Annotated in this window: 17 protein-coding genes and 1 tRNA gene; 8 read left to right on the forward strand and 10 right to left on the reverse strand. The window is 55.1% G+C overall.

All coding sequences use genetic code 11. The features are described 5' to 3' along the window. Positions 1–39: 39 nt before the first annotated feature. Positions 40–306, reverse strand: coding sequence for a 30S ribosomal protein S15 (rpsO, locus tag N655_RS0112830; protein WP_026443306.1), 267 nt, complete (start codon positions 304–306; stop codon positions 40–42). Positions 307–602: 296 nt separating this feature from the next. On the opposite strand from rpsO, the gene N655_RS0112840 reads away from it, so the two are divergent. Then, a complete protein-coding gene (locus N655_RS0112840) occupies positions 603–1,847 on the forward strand; it encodes an NRAMP family divalent metal transporter (protein ID WP_026443307.1) in 1,245 nt (414 codons plus the stop codon). A 140-nt stretch (positions 1,848–1,987) separates the two neighbouring features. Here the strand turns inward: N655_RS0112840 and N655_RS0112845 are convergent, their stop codons facing one another. Further along, positions 1,988–3,235 (reverse strand): molybdopterin molybdotransferase MoeA, encoded by a 1,248-nt coding sequence (locus N655_RS0112845; protein WP_049961422.1) that lies wholly within the window; start codon positions 3,233–3,235, stop codon positions 1,988–1,990. A gap of 127 nt (positions 3,236–3,362) precedes the next feature. Here N655_RS0112845 and N655_RS0112850 point away from each other — a divergent pair, with 127 nt between their 5' ends. Continuing rightward, complete coding sequence (locus N655_RS0112850) at positions 3,363–5,084, forward strand: glycoside hydrolase family 57 protein (RefSeq protein ID WP_026443309.1); 1,722 nt, start codon at positions 3,363–3,365, stop codon at positions 5,082–5,084. Here N655_RS0112850 and N655_RS18910 read toward each other — a convergent pair. Continuing rightward, complete coding sequence (locus tag N655_RS18910; RefSeq protein ID WP_049961423.1) at positions 5,081–5,986, reverse strand: alpha/beta fold hydrolase; 906 nt, start codon at positions 5,984–5,986, stop codon at positions 5,081–5,083. The genes N655_RS0112850 and N655_RS18910 overlap by 4 nt on opposite strands. 408 nt (positions 5,987–6,394) lie before the next feature. Here N655_RS18910 and N655_RS0112860 point away from each other — a divergent pair, with 408 nt between their 5' ends. The 4 genes from N655_RS0112860 (at position 6,395) to N655_RS0112875 (ending at position 12,357) form a co-directional block, all read left to right on the forward strand. Next, a complete protein-coding gene (locus tag N655_RS0112860) occupies positions 6,395–9,223 on the forward strand; it encodes a GAF domain-containing sensor histidine kinase (protein ID WP_026443310.1) in 2,829 nt (942 codons plus the stop codon). Further along, positions 9,216–10,652, forward strand: coding sequence for a sigma-54-dependent transcriptional regulator (locus tag N655_RS0112865; RefSeq protein ID WP_026443311.1), 1,437 nt, complete (start codon positions 9,216–9,218; stop codon positions 10,650–10,652). Before N655_RS0112860 ends, N655_RS0112865 begins: the two co-directional genes overlap by 8 nt. An 85-nt stretch (positions 10,653–10,737) precedes the next feature. Then, positions 10,738–11,517 (forward strand): MlaE family ABC transporter permease, encoded by a 780-nt coding sequence (locus N655_RS0112870; protein WP_026443312.1) that lies wholly within the window; start codon positions 10,738–10,740, stop codon positions 11,515–11,517. Between the two features lie 6 nt (positions 11,518–11,523). After that, complete coding sequence (locus N655_RS0112875) at positions 11,524–12,357, forward strand: ABC transporter ATP-binding protein (RefSeq protein WP_044934657.1); 834 nt, start codon at positions 11,524–11,526, stop codon at positions 12,355–12,357. An 87-nt stretch (positions 12,358–12,444) separates the two neighbouring features. Here N655_RS0112875 and N655_RS0112880 read toward each other — a convergent pair whose 3' ends face one another. From N655_RS0112880 to N655_RS18915, 6 genes are all read right to left on the reverse strand, one after another. Continuing rightward, complete coding sequence (locus tag N655_RS0112880; protein ID WP_026443314.1) at positions 12,445–12,705, reverse strand: 4Fe-4S dicluster domain-containing protein; 261 nt, start codon at positions 12,703–12,705, stop codon at positions 12,445–12,447. Positions 12,706–12,852: 147 nt separating this feature from the next. Continuing rightward, positions 12,853–13,545: a type 1 glutamine amidotransferase gene (locus N655_RS0112885; RefSeq protein ID WP_026443315.1), complete on the reverse strand. Its 693-nt coding sequence runs from the start codon at positions 13,543–13,545 to the stop codon at positions 12,853–12,855. 9 nt (positions 13,546–13,554) lie between these two features. Continuing rightward, the gene (locus N655_RS0112890) at positions 13,555–14,448 is read right to left on the reverse strand and encodes an inositol monophosphatase family protein (RefSeq protein ID WP_238324727.1); all 894 of its coding nucleotides are present in this window, start codon (positions 14,446–14,448) and stop codon (positions 13,555–13,557) included. Then, the gene (locus N655_RS0112895; protein ID WP_026443317.1) at positions 14,445–14,771 is read right to left on the reverse strand and encodes an RNA chaperone Hfq; all 327 of its coding nucleotides are present in this window, start codon (positions 14,769–14,771) and stop codon (positions 14,445–14,447) included. Before N655_RS0112895 ends, N655_RS0112890 begins: the two co-directional genes overlap by 4 nt. 13 nt (positions 14,772–14,784) lie before the next feature. Then, the gene (locus tag N655_RS0112900) at positions 14,785–15,681 is read right to left on the reverse strand and encodes a VWA domain-containing protein (RefSeq protein WP_044934660.1); all 897 of its coding nucleotides are present in this window, start codon (positions 15,679–15,681) and stop codon (positions 14,785–14,787) included. Next, a complete protein-coding gene (locus N655_RS18915; protein ID WP_044935916.1) occupies positions 15,678–16,376 on the reverse strand; it encodes a molybdenum cofactor biosynthesis protein in 699 nt (232 codons plus the stop codon). The genes N655_RS0112900 and N655_RS18915 overlap by 4 nt, the downstream gene beginning before the upstream one ends. 153 nt (positions 16,377–16,529) lie before the next feature. Between N655_RS18915 and N655_RS0112910 the strand changes: the two genes are divergently transcribed. Next, positions 16,530–16,622 (forward strand) — tRNA-Ser (locus N655_RS0112910). Between the two features lie 41 nt (positions 16,623–16,663). On the opposite strand, the gene N655_RS0112915 is transcribed toward N655_RS0112910, so the two are convergent. Continuing rightward, positions 16,664–17,326, reverse strand: a complete 663-nt coding sequence (locus tag N655_RS0112915; RefSeq protein WP_026443320.1) for a KdsC family phosphatase — start codon at positions 17,324–17,326, stop codon at positions 16,664–16,666. Between the two features lie 73 nt (positions 17,327–17,399). Between N655_RS0112915 and thiE the strand changes: the two genes are divergently transcribed. After that, positions 17,400–18,044 (forward strand): thiamine phosphate synthase, encoded by a 645-nt coding sequence (gene thiE, locus N655_RS18920; protein ID WP_044934663.1) that lies wholly within the window; start codon positions 17,400–17,402, stop codon positions 18,042–18,044. Positions 18,045–18,317: the final 273 nt, after the last annotated feature.

Consider the following 18,317-nt stretch of genomic DNA (forward strand, 5'->3'; position numbering starts at 1 on the left):
AACAGGGTTCCCGTCGCGTGCGCGTAGGAGACAAGGTGTCTACTTGCGAATGCCCAGCTTCCCGATGACGTCCCGGTAGCGGTCGGAATCGTGCTTCTTTAGATAATCAAGCAGGCGGCGGCGCTTGCTCACCAGCATCAGAAGGCCACGGCGCGAAGCATGGTCTTTCGCGTGGGTCTTGAAGTGTTGGGTAAGCTCGCCGATTCGCTCGCTCAGGATTGCGATCTGCACCTCAGGACTGCCAGTATCGGAGTCGTGAGTGCGGAAGCGCGAGATGATTTCAGATTTCTTTTGCGGTGCCAGCACGGGTGTGCGTTTACTCCTGTAAATTCAGTTCGGATACACTTCCTAAGTGTCTTGAATAAGAGTAACATAGATTGCCTTCCGGCAGCCACCCGCGCACAGGCGCGGCCGCCTGTGCTCCTGAAGCGGAAGGCGCAAGCGGAGAAATCAAGGGCGGCAACACGCAGCACGGACTTTACCGGTCTTGCCTTCGGAAAAAGCATCTCATCTGTTGTAAAACTGAATGAGAATTCTTAACTGCTCGTCCTTTCAATCACAATAACCTGACACTGTTTGCTCAAAATCTGATCTCTGAAGTTATGCTGCGACGCTGGAGAACCCGGATATTTCTGTTCCTTGCTGTGCTGGGACCAGGATTTATTACAGCCAATGTGGACAATGATCCCAACGGCATCCTTACCTATTCCCAGGCCGGAGCGCAGTTCGGATATTCGTTACTCTGGACCATCATTCCCATCACGCTGGCGTTGATTATCGTGCAGGAGATGTGCGCGCGCATGGGCGTGGTCACGGGCAAAGGACTGAGCGACCTGATTCGCGAAGAGTTCGGGCTGCGTATGACGTTTCTTGTCATGCTGCTGCTGGTGATTGTGAACTTCGGGAACATCATCGGCGAGTTTGCGGGCATTGCAGGAAGCCTCCAGCTCTTTCATCTTTCCAAGTACATCTCAGTTCCTGTGTGCGCGGTGCTGGTATGGCTCCTGGCGGTCCGTGGAGATTACAAGAGTGTGGAGAAGGTCTTCCTTGCGGCCTCAGTCTTTTACATCGCCTACATTATTACCGGTGTGCTTTCCGGGCCGAGCTGGCGCGAGGCGATTGTGGCGACAGTAAAACTGCCGCAGCGCGGAGTATGGGCGCAGCACGATTATGTCTACATGGTAATTGGGGTCATCGGTACAACCATCGCCCCCTGGATGCAGTTTTATCTCCAGTCATCCATTGTCGAAAAGGGAGTCAGTATTAAGAAATATGCGGCCACGCGCCTGGATGTGATTGTCGGCTCAATTTTTACGGATGTGGTCGCCTGGTTCATTATTGTGGCCTGCGCGGCCACGCTTTGGGCCCATGGAATGGGAAGCATTGCCATGCCTGCCGACGCGGCGGAAGCCATGAAGCCACTGGCCGGCCAGTATGCTTTTCTGCTGTTTGCCTTTGGTCTGTTTAATGCCTCGTTCTTTGCCGCTTCCGTGCTGCCGCTTTCCACAGCCTATACCGTATGCGAAGGACTTGGTTTTGAGTCTGGTGTGGACAAGCGCTTTCGGCAGGCGCCTTTTTTCTACTGGCTTTATACGCTGTTGATTGCAGGCGGCGCGGCTGTCGTTCTGATTCCGGACTTCCCGCTCGTGCAGTTTTCCATCTTTTCGCAAACACTGAATGGACTACTGCTCCCGATCGTGATCGTTTTCATGCTGCTGTTGATCAATCGCAGAGATCTCATGGGCAGCCATGTCAATTCCCGCTGGTTCAACGCGGCCGCCTGGATCACCGCGGTGATTGTTTCCGCGCTTTCTGTGATGTATATGGTGCAACTGGTCCGGCATTAAAAAGAAAGCCCCGGCTTCTGCGGAAAACCGGGGTTCAGGAGGTTGTGTTATCAAGAGACATTCTTAGAATAGGCAACTGAACGACCTGCGTCTTGGTTCAAAAGATGGTTTTTTCCCTCCACCTTCTGGTTGACTTTCCTTCACAGCAGAAGCACCGAAATCAGCGACCCTGCGGGTAGTGCTTCATCCACGTCGGGAAGAACGGCAAAAGCATTCGCGGAGGCGGTGCTGGCCAAGTCTCCGGAGCCTTGCCAGGGAACGATTGTGACACTTGCTCCTTCGATGGAATCATTCACCTGCGCGGGGAGAAAACGGGTGACAGACGATGTGCACCGGGCTTCATGGGCCACGCGCGCAAGCGCAAACCGAGGACCTCCTGCGGCTTCTCCACTGAGAGCGGCCAGCAGCGGTGAGACGAACAGGGAAAAAGTGACCAGAGTGGAAACAGGATTGCCCGGTAATCCGAAGAAATACAGGCTGGGAAGATGTCCAAAGACGACAGGCCGTCCGGGCTGAATTTTTGCTCCGGTAAAAAAGAACTTCGCGCCTAAAGAATCAAGTACCTGCTCGACGAGATCATACTTGCCCATCGAGACTCCGCCGGAGAGCAGAAGCAAACCGCAGCCTTCAACGCTACGGATGGAATCTGCAATGGAACCCAGATGGTCTCGGGCTGGGGGAAGCACGATGGGATCAGCACCGGCAAGTCGGATCTGTGCCGCCAAAGACTCGCTATTGGAGTTGCGTATCTGATGGGTCAGCGGTATGTCTTGGATGGAAACCAGTTCGTCGCCCGTGGCAAGCACGGCGACACGCGGTTTCTGGAAAACGGAAATGCGGGAGTATCCGCAGGCGGCTGCGGCTGCAATCTGAGGAGGAGCAAGTCGTGTTCCGGCAGGAACGATGACGGCACCAGCTTTTGCCTCAGCGCCGGCAAGGACGATATTTTCCCCGGGATGGGGAGTGCGGTCGCCGGCCAGTCTGATGTGGGACCCGTCAAGGAGGGTGTGTTCTACCATGACCACACAATCAGCCCCGTCAGGAACAGGGGCTCCTGTCATGATTTCAATGGCCTCCCCGGAGCGGACAGGCGGCCCTTGCCAGGTCTCGCCAGCCCGCAACTGGCCAAGGATCCGGAGTGGTCTGCGGGAAACAAGATCGGCAGCGATGCAGGCATATCCATCCCGTGTGGAGCGCGGAAATGGGGGCTGATCACGATCGGCCAGGATGGGGGAGGCCAGCACCCGGCCCAGGGAATCAAGCAGCGGGACCTCCTCTTTCGCCGGTTGGCTTCGCCGCAGCAGCTCTGCCTGGTCCCGAATGATTTCGATGGCCTCCTGGTAATGGACTACGCCTGCGGATGCACCCGAATCAAACACCGTACTCATCCTTTCATAGTAGACTTTTGCAAAGTGGTAGAAATTGCAGCCAAAAACAACCGTCAGCCAGTAGCGCGCGTCTTCCTAAGCAACCGTCCATTTTTCATGCAGTTTCAAAACTGAAAGGAAAAATTTTATGAAGACAGGCCGTCCACAGGGCTACATGACGTTCACTCTTCACGCGCACCTGCCTTACGTGGTTCATCACGGGACCTGGCCGCATGGTCTGGAGTGGCTGCTGGAGGCGGCTGCTGAGACTTACCTGCCTTTGTTGCGGGTTTTTCGCCGCCTGGAAGCCGATGGACTGGCGCTGAAATGCAATATCAACATCACTCCTGTCCTGCTGGAGCAACTGGCGCATCCCACTTTCAAAAAAGAGTTCCCAGAATATTTGAAGCGAAAAATTCTCTCCGCCTGTGAAGACGAAGTATATTTCAGGCAAAACGGCGAAAGGCACTTTGCTCAGACCGCGCGTTACTGGCTGGAGTTCTTTGAGCAGGACCTGAAGGACTTTGAGGACCTGGGCCGAGACATTCTTAAAGGCTTCCGTCATTTCAACGATTCCGGCCAGATTGAGGTGATGACCTGCGCAGCGACACACGGATATTTTCCTCTTCTGGGCACGGATGAAAGCATCACGGCTCAGGTGAAAACGGCCGTGGAAACGCATGAAAAATATTTCGGGAAAAAGCCGCGTGGTATCTGGGCGCCAGAGTGCGGGTATCGTCCGGCTGGCCGATGGCAGGCCCCTGTTGCTCCGGCAGGCGGGGCGCTCTGGCCCCCTTTTGAGCGGATTGGGGTAGAAGAGGCGCTGGCCGAGGGAGGGATCCAGTATTTCTTTGTAGATTCCCACCTGATTGAAGGATCGGTGAAATTTACCCCTTATGAGTTAAAAGGCGGTGGTCCTGTGGGAGTCGCAGCAGCAGCCGAGTTTGTGGAGAATGGCAGTCGGGGGTTTTATCAGCCCTATTTTGTAGATGGACCCCATGCCCACCAGCATCCGGTGGCCGTCTTTCCGCGCGATCCCAAGACCGGTGTTCAGGTCTGGAGCGGGGAAATGGGATATCCGGGAGACAGCCATTATCTGGACTTTCATAAGAAGCGCTGGCCCGGAGGGCATCGCTACTGGCAGGTGACCCACCCCAAAGTAGATCTGGGAGCCAAGACCCCCTACTATCCGGAGCGAGCGGCGGCGCGCACTCTGGACCATGCCAGCCACTTTGTGGGCGTGGTCTACGATGCGCTGAAAGAAAGCTTCGGGAATGAACGTACGCCAATTCTGGCTTCCCCCTTTGATGCAGAGCTGTTTGGGCATTGGTGGTATGAAGGACCATTGTGGCTGGAGCAGGTAGCACGGATCATGGCAAAAGAAGAGGTGCCGATTGCGCTGACATCCTGCGGTGAGTATCTGGACGTGGAGCCACCGTCGGGATATCTGGCGCTCCAGGAAGGGTCTTGGGGCAAGAACGGTACCAATGAGGTTTGGCTGAATCCCGATACCGCCTGGACCTGGACGCACATTTATCCCGCCGAGACCCGGGTACGCGAGCTGGCAACGGAGGGCCGCTGGCAAGATGGGGGTACCGGTGAGCGAATCATGAAACAGCTTTGCCGTGAACTGTTGCTGCTGGAGTCTTCAGACTGGCAGTTCTTGATTACCACCGAGGCCGCCCGCGATTATGCGGAAATGCGTTTTCAGACGCATGTCAATCAATTCCATGCCGTGGAAAAGGCATGGAATGAGTTTGCCGCAACTGGTGGATTGAGGCCGGAAACAGAAAAGCGTCTGAAAGAGATTGAGGAGCGTGACAACATCTTTCCCGACGTGAATCCTGAGCTCTGGAAGAAGCGTTCTTAGCTACGCACAAGTTGGGGTCCTGGGCGCGCCTCGCTGCGGTCAAGCTTACGCAGAAAAGTGTTGACCACCTCCGCGAATGCGCCCGGAGCCTCTTCAAACGGCAGATGGCCCACTCCGGGTAGGATGGCCATTTCCGCTTGTGGCAGGTTCTTCTTGAGGACCTTTCCTGATGCCATGCTGACAGCACGATCTCGCGTTCCCCAGATGAGCTGGACTGGAATCTCACGGATTTGTTTCAGTGCTGCTTTTAACTGGTGCATATCATCAAACCAGCATTCCAGAATGTTCAGTACATGATCGATCGTGCCGAGCACCTTCAGCGATCGCATGTATAGCTCCAGGACTTCGTCGCGAACAGGATGCTTCCTGTTGCCGTACATGCGTCCCAATGCCAGTTCCTGAAGTCCTGTCGGAAGATACGGGAGCTGATGGGCAAACCAGCGCCCAAGAGGCGTCCGGTAAAAGTGCAGCAGGGGGTCTGCAATATTAGAAAAAGGGTTGGCTGGGGCATGAAGCAAAAGGCTCCGCACCAACTCCGGATGCCGAGCAGCCAGCATCAGAGCAATGGCACCTCCATGGGAGGTGCCAAGAACATCGGCCCGATGTATGCCTGCCTGCCCCATAAAGCGCGCCATCCGGTCGGCCTGCGCCGAGAGGCTGGCGTCCAGTCCACTGACCCGGTCAGATCGCCCGATGTTTAAGGTGTCCACGGCATAAACCGTAGAGTCTTCTGCAAGCCGCGGCAGGCAGGGGACCCAGGCTTCAGCCGATCCCAGAAGACCATGGATGAGCAAGAGGGAAGGACCAGAACCGGCGACGAGACAATGCATGAGATGACCATGGATACGGACTTCCCTCTCGACCGGTGGCCCTTCAGCCAGCATCCATGTTGCAAGCGCCATCTCTACCTTCCTTCATCCCGACTCAATTCACAGGATGTTAACACTTCTTTTTGACCCTTTTCTGAAGCAAAAAGATGCTTTGATAGGTTCCTGATTCACAAATGGACGGAGGGTGTTCTCCAAGCGGAGGCGCCTCCTTGAGGTACGGGGAGGGGTGTGGACCGGGACGTCTCGCTCATTCATAAAAATATGATTTTTCATATATTCGCCGTATAAGAGTTCATTTTTTCATTCTAAGTAGTAGCCAGCAAATGAGTTCTGAGTGAGACAAAAAAACGTATCTTTTTCCAAATCAGCGACATGCCCCTCACGAGTACGCGAGTGGATGAATTTTTTTGCAATGGCAACAGATTTGCTCTGAAATTTTGTGCGTTCGTCTATTCTGAAGAAGCAAGTCCCGGCAATCGCATGGAAAGGTCGCTGCAAACCCGGATCAGTGTTCTGTTGCTGGGTCTTTTTACTGCTGCTGCGATCATCCTGGCAGTTTTCAACTTTCTTCAGGAAAACAATTACACGCTGCCCACGGATGGAGTTTTCTGGACGGAGGGTCATGGCGGCCTGGAGGCCCAGCGTGTACTCAAAAACAGCGCGGGGCAGAAGGCTGGAATTAAGGCCGGCGATGTGCTGGTGGCGGCAAATGACAAGCCGCTGCCGCGGTATGCGGCGCTGGCCCGGGAGATGTTCCTGACCGGGCCTTATGGAACCATCCATTACACCATCGAACGCGGTGGCGTGAAACTGACAAATGTCCAGGTCATCCTGGATGTGAAGGACCGCAGTATCAATCAGGGATTCCGGCTGATTGCGCTGGTCTATCTGGGTATTGGATTTTATGTCCTATTTCGGCGCTGGACGGCGCCGCACGCCATGCACTTTTATATTTTCTGCCTGGCGTCGTTTGTTCTTTACGCCTTCAAATATACGGGCAAGCTGAATACGCTGGATGAGGTCATTTACTGGGGAAATATCGCAGCCAATGCTTTGCAGCCGGCACTGTTCCTGCATTTTGCACAGGCTTTTTCTGAAGGACGCCGGAAACGCCGCTGGCTGACGGGCTTAATCTATCTGCCTGCCTGTTGCCTCATTGGATTGTACGTATATGCCGTGCAACGGTGGTCGGCGACTGCGGTGCTGGAGCATCGGTTAGACCAACTGGCCATCGGATACCTGGCCTTCTACTATGTTCTGGCCGCAATCATTTTCTTTGTCAGCTACCACGCTGAGGACCAGCCATTGCGCCGCCAGCAGCTGAAGTGGCTTACGCGGGGCACCTTTGTAGCGATCGTTCCTTTTACGCTGCTCTATGCAATCCCGTACATGGCCGACTGGGCAACGTCAGACCTGCTGACAAAGTTGGCCGGAATCTCACTGCTGTTTCTGCCATTGACCTTCAGTTGGGCGATCATTCGCTATCGGTTGATGGATACGGACCTGATCTTCAAGCGGGGCGTCACCTATACACTGGCCACCGCGGCATTGGTAGGACTTTACTTCGGGCTGGTAGCGGTGGCGGCGGAGATTGTTCATACGCGGCTGCCCAGCGCCGGTGTCTGGGGGCTGATTGCAGCAATCATCATTACTGCGCAGTTGTTTGATCCGCTGAAGCGGGCCATCCAGGACCGCGTGGACCGCGTCTTTGATCGTAAACGCTATGATTATCGTGAGACGCTGATCGAATTTGGCCGCGGCCTCAGTTCCCAAACTGACCTGAAAGCACTGCTGCGCTCCATTGTAGAGCGGTTGCCGCATACATTGCTGGTGGCCAGGGTGGCCGTATTTCTGGCAGAGAAGCCGGGAAGCTACCGTCTGGCGGAGGGGCATGGCATTCCGGCCGCTGCCCTGAATGGCAGTGAACCGCTGGACTTAGGGTTTTTGGACTTCGATCAACCCGACGCGGGATCGCATATCTTTCTTGAGAACCCGCAGCAGGCCTTGCATCTGAGTGAAAGAGAGCGGCGTACCGCAGAGCTGCTGGACCTGAACTACTATCTGCCGTGCCGGCTGCAGGAACGCACAATCGCTGTTATTGGTCTGGGACGCACAACCGATGGCGATTTTCTTTCCAGCGAAGACATGGAGCTGTTGGAATCTCTGGCCGGATACATTGGCATCGCCATCCAGAATGCGAGACTGTACCAGAGCCTGGAGCAGAAGATCACCGAATACGAGCGGCTCAAAGAGTTCAACGAGAACATCGTCGAGTCCATCAACGTTGGAATCCTGGCTGTGGATCTTGAAGAACGCATTGAAAGCTGGAATGCCCAGATGGAAGTGCTGTGTGCTTTGCCGCGACGAGAAGCTCTGGGCAAACGGCTGGCAGAGGTCTTTCCCGCAGCTTTTATGGAGGAGTTTGTCCGCGTCAAAGACGAGCCGGGCGTGCACAACCTTTATAAATTTCGTTTGGAGATGCGCGAAGGCGAAGCGCGCACCGCAAATATCGCGATTGCTCCGCTGGTGGCACGCAATTTTGAGACGGTGGGCCGCATCATCCTTGTGGACGATATTACGGAGCGAACAGAGCTGGAGGCGCAGCTGAGCCAGGCAGAGAAGCTTTCTTCAATCGGTCTGCTTGCGGCAGGCGTGGCGCACGAAGTGAATACACCGCTGGCGGTCATTTCCTCCTATACGCAGATGCTGGCAAAACAATTACGCGGCGATGAGCGATTGTCGCCTCTGCTGGAAAAGATCACTTCGCAGACTTTCCGGGCTTCAGAGATTGTCAACAACCTGTTGAATTTCTCACGGACCAGCAGCACGGAGTTTCGTGAGACGGATGTGAATGCAATCATCCGGGAGACGCTGACACTGCTGGAGCACCAGTTTAAGACAGCCAAGGTGGAGACCGTGCTGAATCTGGACCCGGACCTGCCGCCGATTTTGGGCAACGCAGGCAAATTGCAGCAGGTTTTCCTGAACCTGTTTTTGAATGCGAAGGACGCCATGACTGGCGGAGGAACCCTGCGCATCTCTACTGAAGCAAACGGCCATGTCGCGGTTTCGATCGCCGATAGTGGATCGGGAATCGCTCCAGAGCATTTACAAAGAATTTACGATCCCTTCTTTACCACCAAGACCGCGCCGAAGCAGGGGCAGCGGCGCGGCACCGGGCTGGGACTTTCCGTGACTTATGGAATCATTCAGGAGCACGCCGGCAAGATCCATGTTGAAAGCCAGCTCGGGACCGGTACCACCTTCTTTTTAGAATTTCCGATGTTGAGGAAACCTGTGCATGTCTGATGGCACACTTACAGCAACGCCACCCACCGCATCATCGCAATCCGAGTCTGCACACCGCATTCTGATCATTGATGATGAGGTTGCCATCCGGGAATCGCTCGAAACACTACTGACCCTGGAAGGCTACCGCGTGGATACGGCTGGGGACGGCGAGGCGGGCCTGGAGCGGCTGGGCCGCGCCACCTATGATCTGGTCCTTCTGGACCTCGCGCTTCCTGGAAAGAGTGGACTTGAGGTGCTGCCTCTCATCCGAGAACAGCACAGCGAGCTCCCGGTAATCATGATTACCGCCTATGGAACTGTGGACAACGTTGTAGAGGCCATCCGCGCAGGTGCGCAGAATTTCATCCAGAAGCCTTGGGACAATGAAAAATTGCTGGCCGATATTCGCTCAGCGATTGCCCGTTATCGCGTTGAAGAAGAGAACATTCAGCTCAAGCGCGCCCTTAAGCAGCGCTATAACTTTGAAAATATTGTCGGCAAGAGCGAGCCGATGCTGCGCATCTTTGACCTGGTCGCACAGGTTGCGCCCAGCCGTTCTACCGTGCTGATTCAGGGCGAGAGTGGAACGGGGAAGGAGCTGATTGCCAAGGCGCTTCACGCCAACTCGCCGCGCAAGGACAAACCCTTTGTTGCCGTCAATACAGGAGCGATGCCGTCGGAGCTTCTGGAATCGACGCTTTTCGGGCATGTGAAGGGGGCATTTACTTCGGCCATTGCGCATAAAAAGGGACTCTTTGAAATCGCCAACGGCGGCACGCTGTTTCTGGATGAAATAGCGACCATGGGACTGGATACCCAGGCCAAGATCCTCCGTGTTCTGCAGGACCGCAGATTCATGCAGCTTGGAGGGGTGCAGGAGATCCAGGTAGATGTGCGCATCATTGCCGCTACCAATGTGGACCTGCGGCAGGCGGTGCGAGAAGGCAAGTTTCGCGAAGACCTATATTACCGACTGAATGTGATCACGGTTGATCTGCCGCCATTGCGCAGCCGGCGCGAGGACATCCCGCTGCTGGCCACGCATTTTCTCAAGCGCTTCTCAGAGGAAAACGGTCTTCCGCTGCGGTCACTTTCTCCCGATGCGATGCGCGCGCTGATTGACTATGACTGGCCAGGCAATGTTCGCGAACTTGAGAATGTGATTGAGCGCGGCGTCGTACTCTCTTCTGGCCAAGTCATCAACTCTGATCTCCTGCCCGGCCATATTACCGGACGCAATTACTCTGCAAGCCTGCTGGAACATAATCCTAACGCCTCGCTGTTTGACATCATGGAGGAAGTTGAAAGGCGCATCATTATTGATAAACTCGAACGCTGTAACTGGAACCAGACCGATGCCGCCGAGCAGTTCCGGATTCCGCTCTCTACCTTAAACCAGAAGATTAAGCGGCTGAATATTGAAATCAGAAAACGTGTGAAGGAATAGCGCGGAAAGAAGACGGCCAGCTTTGTGACCTCCGTCCGTGGTACCTTCATCCTGTAGGCCGCATCTAAGCGAAATGAACGGGACCATGCCAATTACCACGCTGGATCGAGCTGCAAAGAAAATGGTCAGCGCTGTACAGCAGTATGCGCTGATTTCGGGCCGCGCACTCGGCAACCTATTCCGACGCCCTCTATACACGGCGGACATCATCACTCAGGCTGACATTATTGGGGTCGGCTCCATTCCCATTGTCATCCTTACCGGTTTTTTTACAGGTGGCGTGCTGGCATTACAAACCTCAGCCAGTCTGTCGCAGTTTGGCGCTGCGGGAATGACGGGCCAGCTTGTCAGCTTCTCCATGATTAAGGAATTGGGGCCCGTACTTACCAGTCTGATGGTTTCCGGACGGAATGCATCGGGAATGGCCAGCGAGCTTGGCTCCATGATGGTGACTGAGCAGATTGACGCGATGCGGGCGCTGGGTACAGATCCTCTGAAAAAACTGGTCATGCCGCGGATTGTGGCCACGATCGTGATGCTCTTTTTCCTCACGATTATCTCCGATGTCGTGGGCATCTCGGGTGGGGGCGCGGTCGCCGTTCTGATGCTTGGACAGGACAGCTCACAATATTTCCATACTGCCTATCAGGCCCTGCATTACGCCGACCTCATTCAAGGACTGGTAAAACCGCTATTCTTCGGCTTTATCATTGCCACCATTGGTTGTTATTACGGAATGTCTACGCGCGGTGGAACCCAGGGGGTAGGTCGTTCAACCACGCAGGCTGTGGTGGCCGCTTCGGTGCTGATTATCGCCACAGACTTCATTATCAGCCGTTTCATGATCGGCATTTTTGGCAGGTAGGGTCGGATGAGTCAGGCCGCAGTCGCTCCGGAGCTGAAAGAGCATCCGCAAGACGAGCCAACGATTGTTTTTGAGCATGTCTCCATCGGTTTTGAAGGCAAGCCGGTGCTTCAGGACATTTCTTTTACGGTGAAGAGAGGCGAGACCCGTATTTTGCTGGGACCTGCCGGAGTTGGTAAAAGCGTCCTACTTAAGCTTGCGGATGGGCTGCTGCGGCCCGATGAGGGTCGCATTTATGTTTTTGGGCAAGAAATCAGCGCGATGCGGGAAAAGGACCTGTATTCTCTGCGTCGGCGCATCGGAATCGTTTTCCAAGAAAGCGCCCTGTTCGATTCGCTCACCGTCCGGGACAATGTGGCCTACAGGTTGATGGAAGAGCACGTTCCTCCGGAGGAAATTGAGCAGCGAGTGACCGAGGCGCTGCGCTTTGTGGAACTGGAGCACACGCTCGATAAATTTCCTGCTGAGCTTTCCGGAGGAATGCGGCGCCGGGTTGCGATTGCGCGGGCGATTGTGACACGGCCGGACCTGCTGCTCTACGATTCACCCACGGGTGGGCTAGATCCGATTACCTCAACCACGATCATAGAGCTGGTGGTCAAGCAACGCGATGTATACCGCACGAGTTCCTTGCTGGTCACGCATCGCCTGCAGGATGCTTTTTTGCTGGCCTCGCATCGTTTTGACCGGGAAGCCAACCGGATGGAGCCGTTGCCCGAAGGGCACTCGGACCCGCAGACCAGTTTTCTGGTGCTCAACGAAGGACGGCTCGTGTTTGATGGATCTACACACGATCTGGTGCATTCCGACGATCCATTTTTGAAGCAGTATCTCTCTTGATAAGGGGCGGTCAGCATTCTGACCGCAGGTCCCGGCAAAAACACAAACGCGCAGCCATGGCTGCGCGTCGTAGATTGCCTGAAGAACTCAGCGGCCGTAATAGGATGCGTTCTTTTGGGCATAGTCCTGCCATTTTTCAGGCAGGTCGTCAGCGGCAAAGATGGCCGAGACCGGACAAACGGGAACGCAGGCGCCGCAATCAATGCACTCAACCGGATCAATATAGAGCTGAGGCTGTTCGGCGTGGGGGGCCTCGTCTTTTTTAGGGTGGATGCAGTCGACCGGGCACGCATCCACGCAGGCCGTGTCTTTTGTGCCGATACAGGGTTCCGCGATTACATAAGCCATGAAAGCCTCTCCGGAAATGTGGGTGATTAAAAAATATTGTAGCAGGACTTGCCGTCCGGGCCGCCGTGCTTTGCGCCAACTTCCTCAGAATTTAGTTTCACTGACCTGTACTTTTGGGGCTGCCGCCGGCTCCAATGCTGGATCAGGCTATATTCCCCCTGAGGCGAGAAAATCCATGACTTTCCATAAAATAGGACGCACCGCAGCCGAAGCCTGCGGAGTTTGCGCGATGATGGACTGCGGCGGCTGCTGAAACGGCTCGCCGTCTTCAATTTCATGGGCGGCATTTTCAATGAGGGAAAACACGCTCTCGGGCGTGGCCTCGATGTGAAACTGCATCCCGATGGCGCGACCAAGCTGGAATGCCTGATTGGGAGTGACGCAAGTGCCAGCAAGTCGCACGGCCCCGGCTGGAAGGTCGAAGGTTTCTCCGTGCCAGTGGAGCGGTGTGAAGATTTCCGGCAAAAGGGCCCCGGCCTTTTCCTCAGTCACGCGACGCACGGGAAACCATCCGATTTCCTTTTGCTCGGCAGAATAGACCGGTGCACCCATGGCGCTGGCGATCATCTGCGCACCAAGACAGACGCCAAAGATGACCCGGCCTGCTGCAAGCGCTTTGCCTACCAGACGCTTTTCCTCACGCAGCCAGGGATAAATGTGCTCATCGTTGACGCTCATGGGGCCGCCCATGAGAATGAGCATGTCAAACTCAGACAAGTCCGGAAGCGGATCGCCACGATACAGATGCGATCCGGTGATGGCATGTCCGGTTTCCACGGCCCAATCGAGAATCGCAGCAGGACCTTCGAATGCGATGTGCTGAAGAAAGTGAAGGCGCATGGAGGTGCTCTATCGGCTGCGTTCTGCGCGACGCTCTGCGAACTCCTTGGGAGTGGGAATGGGGTCAAGATTGCGGCCTGCGAACATGTCCTGAAAGAGCGAGACAATTTCGTTCAGGATAAGCCCGTTGGTAGCCAGTACTTCTTTGCTGTTCAGTCTGAATGGGCTGCCGTCAAAGGTTGTGACGCTGCCGCCGGCCTCCATCACCAGCAGAGCACCCGCGGAGGTGTCCCACGGATTCAGGTTGAATTCCCAGTATCCATCAAAGCGGCCGCAGGCCGTATAGGCCAGGTCAAGCGCCGCGGAACCCGCGCGTCGCACCCCGTGCGAGCGCAGCGTCATCTGGTGGTAAAAATGAACATTCGGGTTCTGGTGGCGCGAGCGGCTGGGAAATCCTGTAGCGACCAGGCACTCGGCCAGATCATTGGTGCCAGACACATGGATCTTCTTTCCATTGCAATACGCCCCCTTACCTTTTTCCGCAACGAACAGCTCATCCCGGGTCGGATCATACACAATTCCCGCTGTCAGAATGCCGTCTGCATCCGGAGCAAGGCCGGCAGGCCGGTGCTCCAGGCCAAGAGAGACGCAAAAGACCGGGAATCCATGGGCAAAATTCGTAGTCCCGTCAAGGGGATCGACATACCAGCGGTATTCACAGTCAAGGTTGTCTCGGGTACCCTCTTCGCCGTAAATACCATGACCGGGAAACTTTTGCCGCAGTCGTTCGACGATGAGTTTTTCCGATGCGCGGTCCGCTTCCGTGACAAGGTCCACATCCCCTTTGTATTCGGCGGCGACTCCGCGATGATAAAAGTCGCGGATGAGCGCTCCGGCTTCGCAGGCTATGACAGCGGCAGGCGCGGCAAATTCCAGACCGACATTTTGCGGCAGTTGCGTCAATGCTGTTCTCCCAGGGCAGAGTTCTGAGTTTCTTCCGACGTGCGGCGGGCACTGCGGCTGCGTCCGGCCTGGCGGCCGGTCTGTTCGGTGATGGTGCGGATCTGTTGCTTGTAGATAAACAGGTTTGGCTTGCCCTCCCGCGTGAGGCGTACCATGCGGTCATCAAAATATTCAATCCAACCGGAGACTGTCTCACCATCGCGCAACTTGATGGCAACGGGAGTCTGTTTCTCACTCAGGGAGCGCAGATACAGCGCTTCCTGTCCGGTATCTCCCGGGGGTGGGGTCTTTTGTTTTCTGCGTGGGGAATACGAAGCAGGCATGACCTCATTGTATCTACTGGCGCGGAGAAGCATAATATCCGGTACGGTGCCGCACGGTGTAGTGCGCGCCTGCGGGCTGTTTGACCGTGACTGTAATAGTGCGAAAGTCAGAATCTGTGCGGCGGTGCTCGGGGTAGTAGGCCAGCAGGTATTGGGTCCTCAGGTCCTCTGATACTTTCTGGAAGGCTTCAGGCAGGTGTGCTGCATCGGCATAAAAATATTTGCCTCCGGTCTCTTGCGAGAGTGTGATCATGGCGTGCTCGCCCCCGGTGTCGCGGCCAGCATCGGCCTGAATGGGAACATCAATAATGCTGTAAACCATGGTTTCCGAGCGAACCGCCTGTTCGAGCGCGTCGGCATAATCCACGCCTTTGACTGTATTGCCGCCATCTGAAATCAGCACAAGCACTTTACGTCCGGGACGGCTGTTCAGGCTCTGCGCTGAAAGATAAACAGCGTCGTAAAGAGCCGTCGCTGGACCGGTGCGCAAATTTTCAATCCCATAATCAATTCGGCTGAGCTTATTGGTGAAGGGAACCACTTCGCGGACGTCATCGGAGAATTCGATCAAGTCGAGGCTGTCTTGCGGACGCAGGAGCGAGTGGACGAAGTTGTGTGCTGCGCGTTTCTCAATGGCGAGGTCTTTATTGACACTACCGCTGGTATCGACAGCAAGAACGATGGAAAGCGGCATGTTGGACTGTTTTTCAAAAACAGCAATTTTTTGCGGATGACCATCTTCCGCGATCGTGAAATCTTCCTGAGTAAGTCCGCTGACAGGAGATCCGTTCTGATCAGTCACATTGACAAAGACATTGACCAGATGCACATCCACACGGATCGGGGGGACACTCTGTGCATACAACCCTGAGGTGAAAAACATAAGCGCGATGGCCAGGATCTGCTTCATGTTGCAAGCGGGCCTCGCAGTTCCTGAGCAAAAGGCTCACCATCGGCCCAGACGGCCCCGTCCTCAAAGTACTCCTTCTTCCAGATGGGAACCGTCTTTTTCAGCGTGTCGATCAGCCAGCGGCAGGCATCAAAGGCCGCAGACCGGTGCGCGGAAGCCACGGCAATCAGCACGCTGGTTTCGCCGATATGGAGTTTTCCAAGTCTGTGGACCAGAAGGACATCGCGGACCGGAAAGCGCTTCAATGTTTCCTGCGCCAGCGATTGCATTTGTTTGAGCGCCATCTCTTCATAAGCCTCGTATACCAGGTAGAGTGTGCGCCGACCGCGTGTATGGTTCCGTACGATGCCATCAAAAATCACGACCGCACCATCTTCGCCCTGCTTGAGTTTGTTCATGAGAGCGTCGGCATGAATAGGATCGTGTACGAGGGCAACATGGGAAGAGAGATTGCCTCCGCTGACCGGGGGAAGCAGCGCAACTTCGTCGCCTTCGGTAAGCGGATGAGTGGGGCCGGCATATTGCTGGTTTACCGCCACGGCGATCGAGTCCAGAAGCTGAGCATGCTGCGGTGCACGTGCGCGAAAATAATCAAGCAGCGTAGCGACGGCCGCCCCGGCCGGCATTTCCAGCGATTCAACTGCTGCGGGAAAAAGGTCCCTGAGGACGCCAAACATCAGGACACGCACGTGCATACCTACAGAATACTGTTGTTTAGACGCAGAGACGAAGCGGGATGAAAGCGGAAGCAGGGCTGCCGCAACTCCCGTCAAGATTTTCAGTCATCCTTGAGCGGGAGCGTGTACAGATGTAGCGAGAATTCCGATATAATCCAGTAGAACAAACCTGGAGAGATGGCCGAGTGGCTGAAGGCGGCGGTTTGCTAAACCGTTATAGGGCCAAAAGCTCTATCGAGGGTTCGAATCCCTCTCTCTCCGCCAGCATCCTGTTTTCGCTTCGGATTCACCCTGGGTCCGGAACGCTACATTCCTCCCTGTCCGATGTCCATGCTTTTGGCGATGGGATTACGCTCATCAATATATTTTTCGATGACTTCGTGGAGTATCCCTTTGGCTTCCAGGATGAATTCCACAGCATCGCGGCCTGCTCCGTGCCCGCCTGGATTGGGTGTAATGTAATGGGCCGCATCCTTTACCTGTTTGCGGGCGTTTGCCACAGCGATGGAAAGTCCCACCTCGCGCATGACCGGTAAATCAATCACGTCATCACCTACATATGCAATTTGCTCAAGGGAGATGGATTCTTTTTCCATGATCTCGCGCACGGCCTGCATTTTGAATGCCTGTCCCATATAAACGAATTCAAGCCGTAGATCACGGGCCCGCAGGGCCACTGTTTCCGAAATGCGTTTTGTAATGATGCCGCATTTCATCCCTCCCAGGCGGGCAAGAGAGATGCCGGAGCCATCATGCGCATGGAAGCCTTTGGCCTCGACCATGTTGGCTGAGTGGATTGCATAACCGCCCTTGCTCTCCATTTCCTGAGCCTGGGCCGCGGTTGTGTGACTCGGGGCTGGCGCCGGAAAGATCCAGATGCCTCCGTCTGTGAGCACTCCGTCTACGTCAAAAAGAATGACCTTGATGCGCCGGGCGCGTTCTTCCGCAGAGAGATTTTGTGTTGGCATATATCTGCATTTTAGCGAGGAACAGAACGGGCTTCTTACGTAGACCAAACGGTATATTCTGGATACAGAATCTATGGCTCTCCAGTTGCCAAAGCTGTATCCCATTTTGGATGCCGGCTTACTGCCAACCGACCGTCGGGAAGAGTTTTTAGCGCATCTGATTGCTGCTCTGGCAAATGCAGGCGTGACCTTGCTGCAATACAGAAACAAACTGGGGCCAGAGGACCGGATTCTTGCTGATGCTGAAATCATCAGGTATGCCGCCGATGGCAGGCTTACGCTAATCATGAATGACCATCCGCATCTGGCCCTACAGGCCAGTTTTGACGGAGCACATGTAGGCCAGAACGACATTTCTCCTCAAGAGGCGCGCAAAATCCTTGGCCCCGGGAAGATACTCGGTGTTTCCACCCATAACCGTCTCCAACTGGAAGCGGCCCAGGCACAGCCGGTGGACTACGTTGCCATCGGTCCTGTATTTCCTACTTCAACCAAGTCAAATGCAGATCCTGTGGTGGGTCTGGACGGAGTGTCTGAAGCACGCAGATTGACAGCAAAACCACTGGTGGCCATCGGTGGAATGACACTCGCAAATGCGCCGCAGGTGCTCAAAGCAGGTGCGGACTCCATAGCCGTAATCTCAGCAATTTTTCAACAAAGTGATATGGCGGCAACGGAAGCAGGAAAATTCATCCACGCTCTGAAGACATTTGCCTAGAGATTGACCATGGCCATTGCGAACCGTGGTTCCAGGAGAGTATGGCAGGGTCACCGGCCTCTTCCTGGCGGGCGCTTTACTGTATTGTGTTGCGCGGGGAGCGCTAGATTTGGACATGCAGGCTACCAGACAGGGAAGCGAGAAGAGCGGATGGCGCAAATTTCCGGTGCGGCGGGGACCATCCGCGGCTGTCCACTGGTCTATCATTCAATTCCAAAAATTATCTCTAATCTAACGAACGCATTCTATTGAATTTGCATCTGTCTGGAGTGG

Source organism: Pseudacidobacterium ailaaui, assembly GCF_000688455.1.
GTDB lineage: Bacteria > Acidobacteriota > Terriglobia > Terriglobales > Acidobacteriaceae > Pseudacidobacterium > Pseudacidobacterium ailaaui.

Coding starts and splice junctions, on each gene's coding strand:
- N655_RS0112880 (WP_026443314.1), bottom strand. CDS start 12,705: ATGGCTTATGTAATCGCGGAACCCTGTATCGGCACAAAAGACACGGCC.
- N655_RS0112840 (WP_026443307.1), top strand. CDS start 603: ATGCTGCGACGCTGGAGAACCCGGATATTTCTGTTCCTTGCTGTGCTG.
- thiE (WP_044934663.1), top strand. CDS start 17,400: ATGGCTCTCCAGTTGCCAAAGCTGTATCCCATTTTGGATGCCGGCTTA.
- N655_RS0112885 (WP_026443315.1), bottom strand. CDS start 13,545: ATGCGCCTTCACTTTCTTCAGCACATCGCATTCGAAGGTCCTGCTGCG.
- N655_RS18915 (WP_044935916.1), bottom strand. CDS start 16,376: ATGCACGTGCGTGTCCTGATGTTTGGCGTCCTCAGGGACCTTTTTCCC.
- N655_RS0112915 (WP_026443320.1), bottom strand. CDS start 17,326: ATGCCAACACAAAATCTCTCTGCGGAAGAACGCGCCCGGCGCATCAAG.
- N655_RS0112850 (WP_026443309.1), top strand. CDS start 3,363: ATGAAGACAGGCCGTCCACAGGGCTACATGACGTTCACTCTTCACGCG.
- N655_RS0112860 (WP_026443310.1), top strand. CDS start 6,395: ATGGAAAGGTCGCTGCAAACCCGGATCAGTGTTCTGTTGCTGGGTCTT.
- N655_RS0112870 (WP_026443312.1), top strand. CDS start 10,738: ATGCCAATTACCACGCTGGATCGAGCTGCAAAGAAAATGGTCAGCGCT.
- N655_RS18910 (WP_049961423.1), bottom strand. CDS start 5,986: ATGGCGCTTGCAACATGGATGCTGGCTGAAGGGCCACCGGTCGAGAGG.
- N655_RS0112845 (WP_049961422.1), bottom strand. CDS start 3,235: ATGAGTACGGTGTTTGATTCGGGTGCATCCGCAGGCGTAGTCCATTAC.
- N655_RS0112895 (WP_026443317.1), bottom strand. CDS start 14,771: ATGCCTGCTTCGTATTCCCCACGCAGAAAACAAAAGACCCCACCCCCG.
- N655_RS0112875 (WP_044934657.1), top strand. CDS start 11,524: ATGAGTCAGGCCGCAGTCGCTCCGGAGCTGAAAGAGCATCCGCAAGAC.
- N655_RS0112865 (WP_026443311.1), top strand. CDS start 9,216: ATGTCTGATGGCACACTTACAGCAACGCCACCCACCGCATCATCGCAA.
- N655_RS0112900 (WP_044934660.1), bottom strand. CDS start 15,681: ATGAAGCAGATCCTGGCCATCGCGCTTATGTTTTTCACCTCAGGGTTG.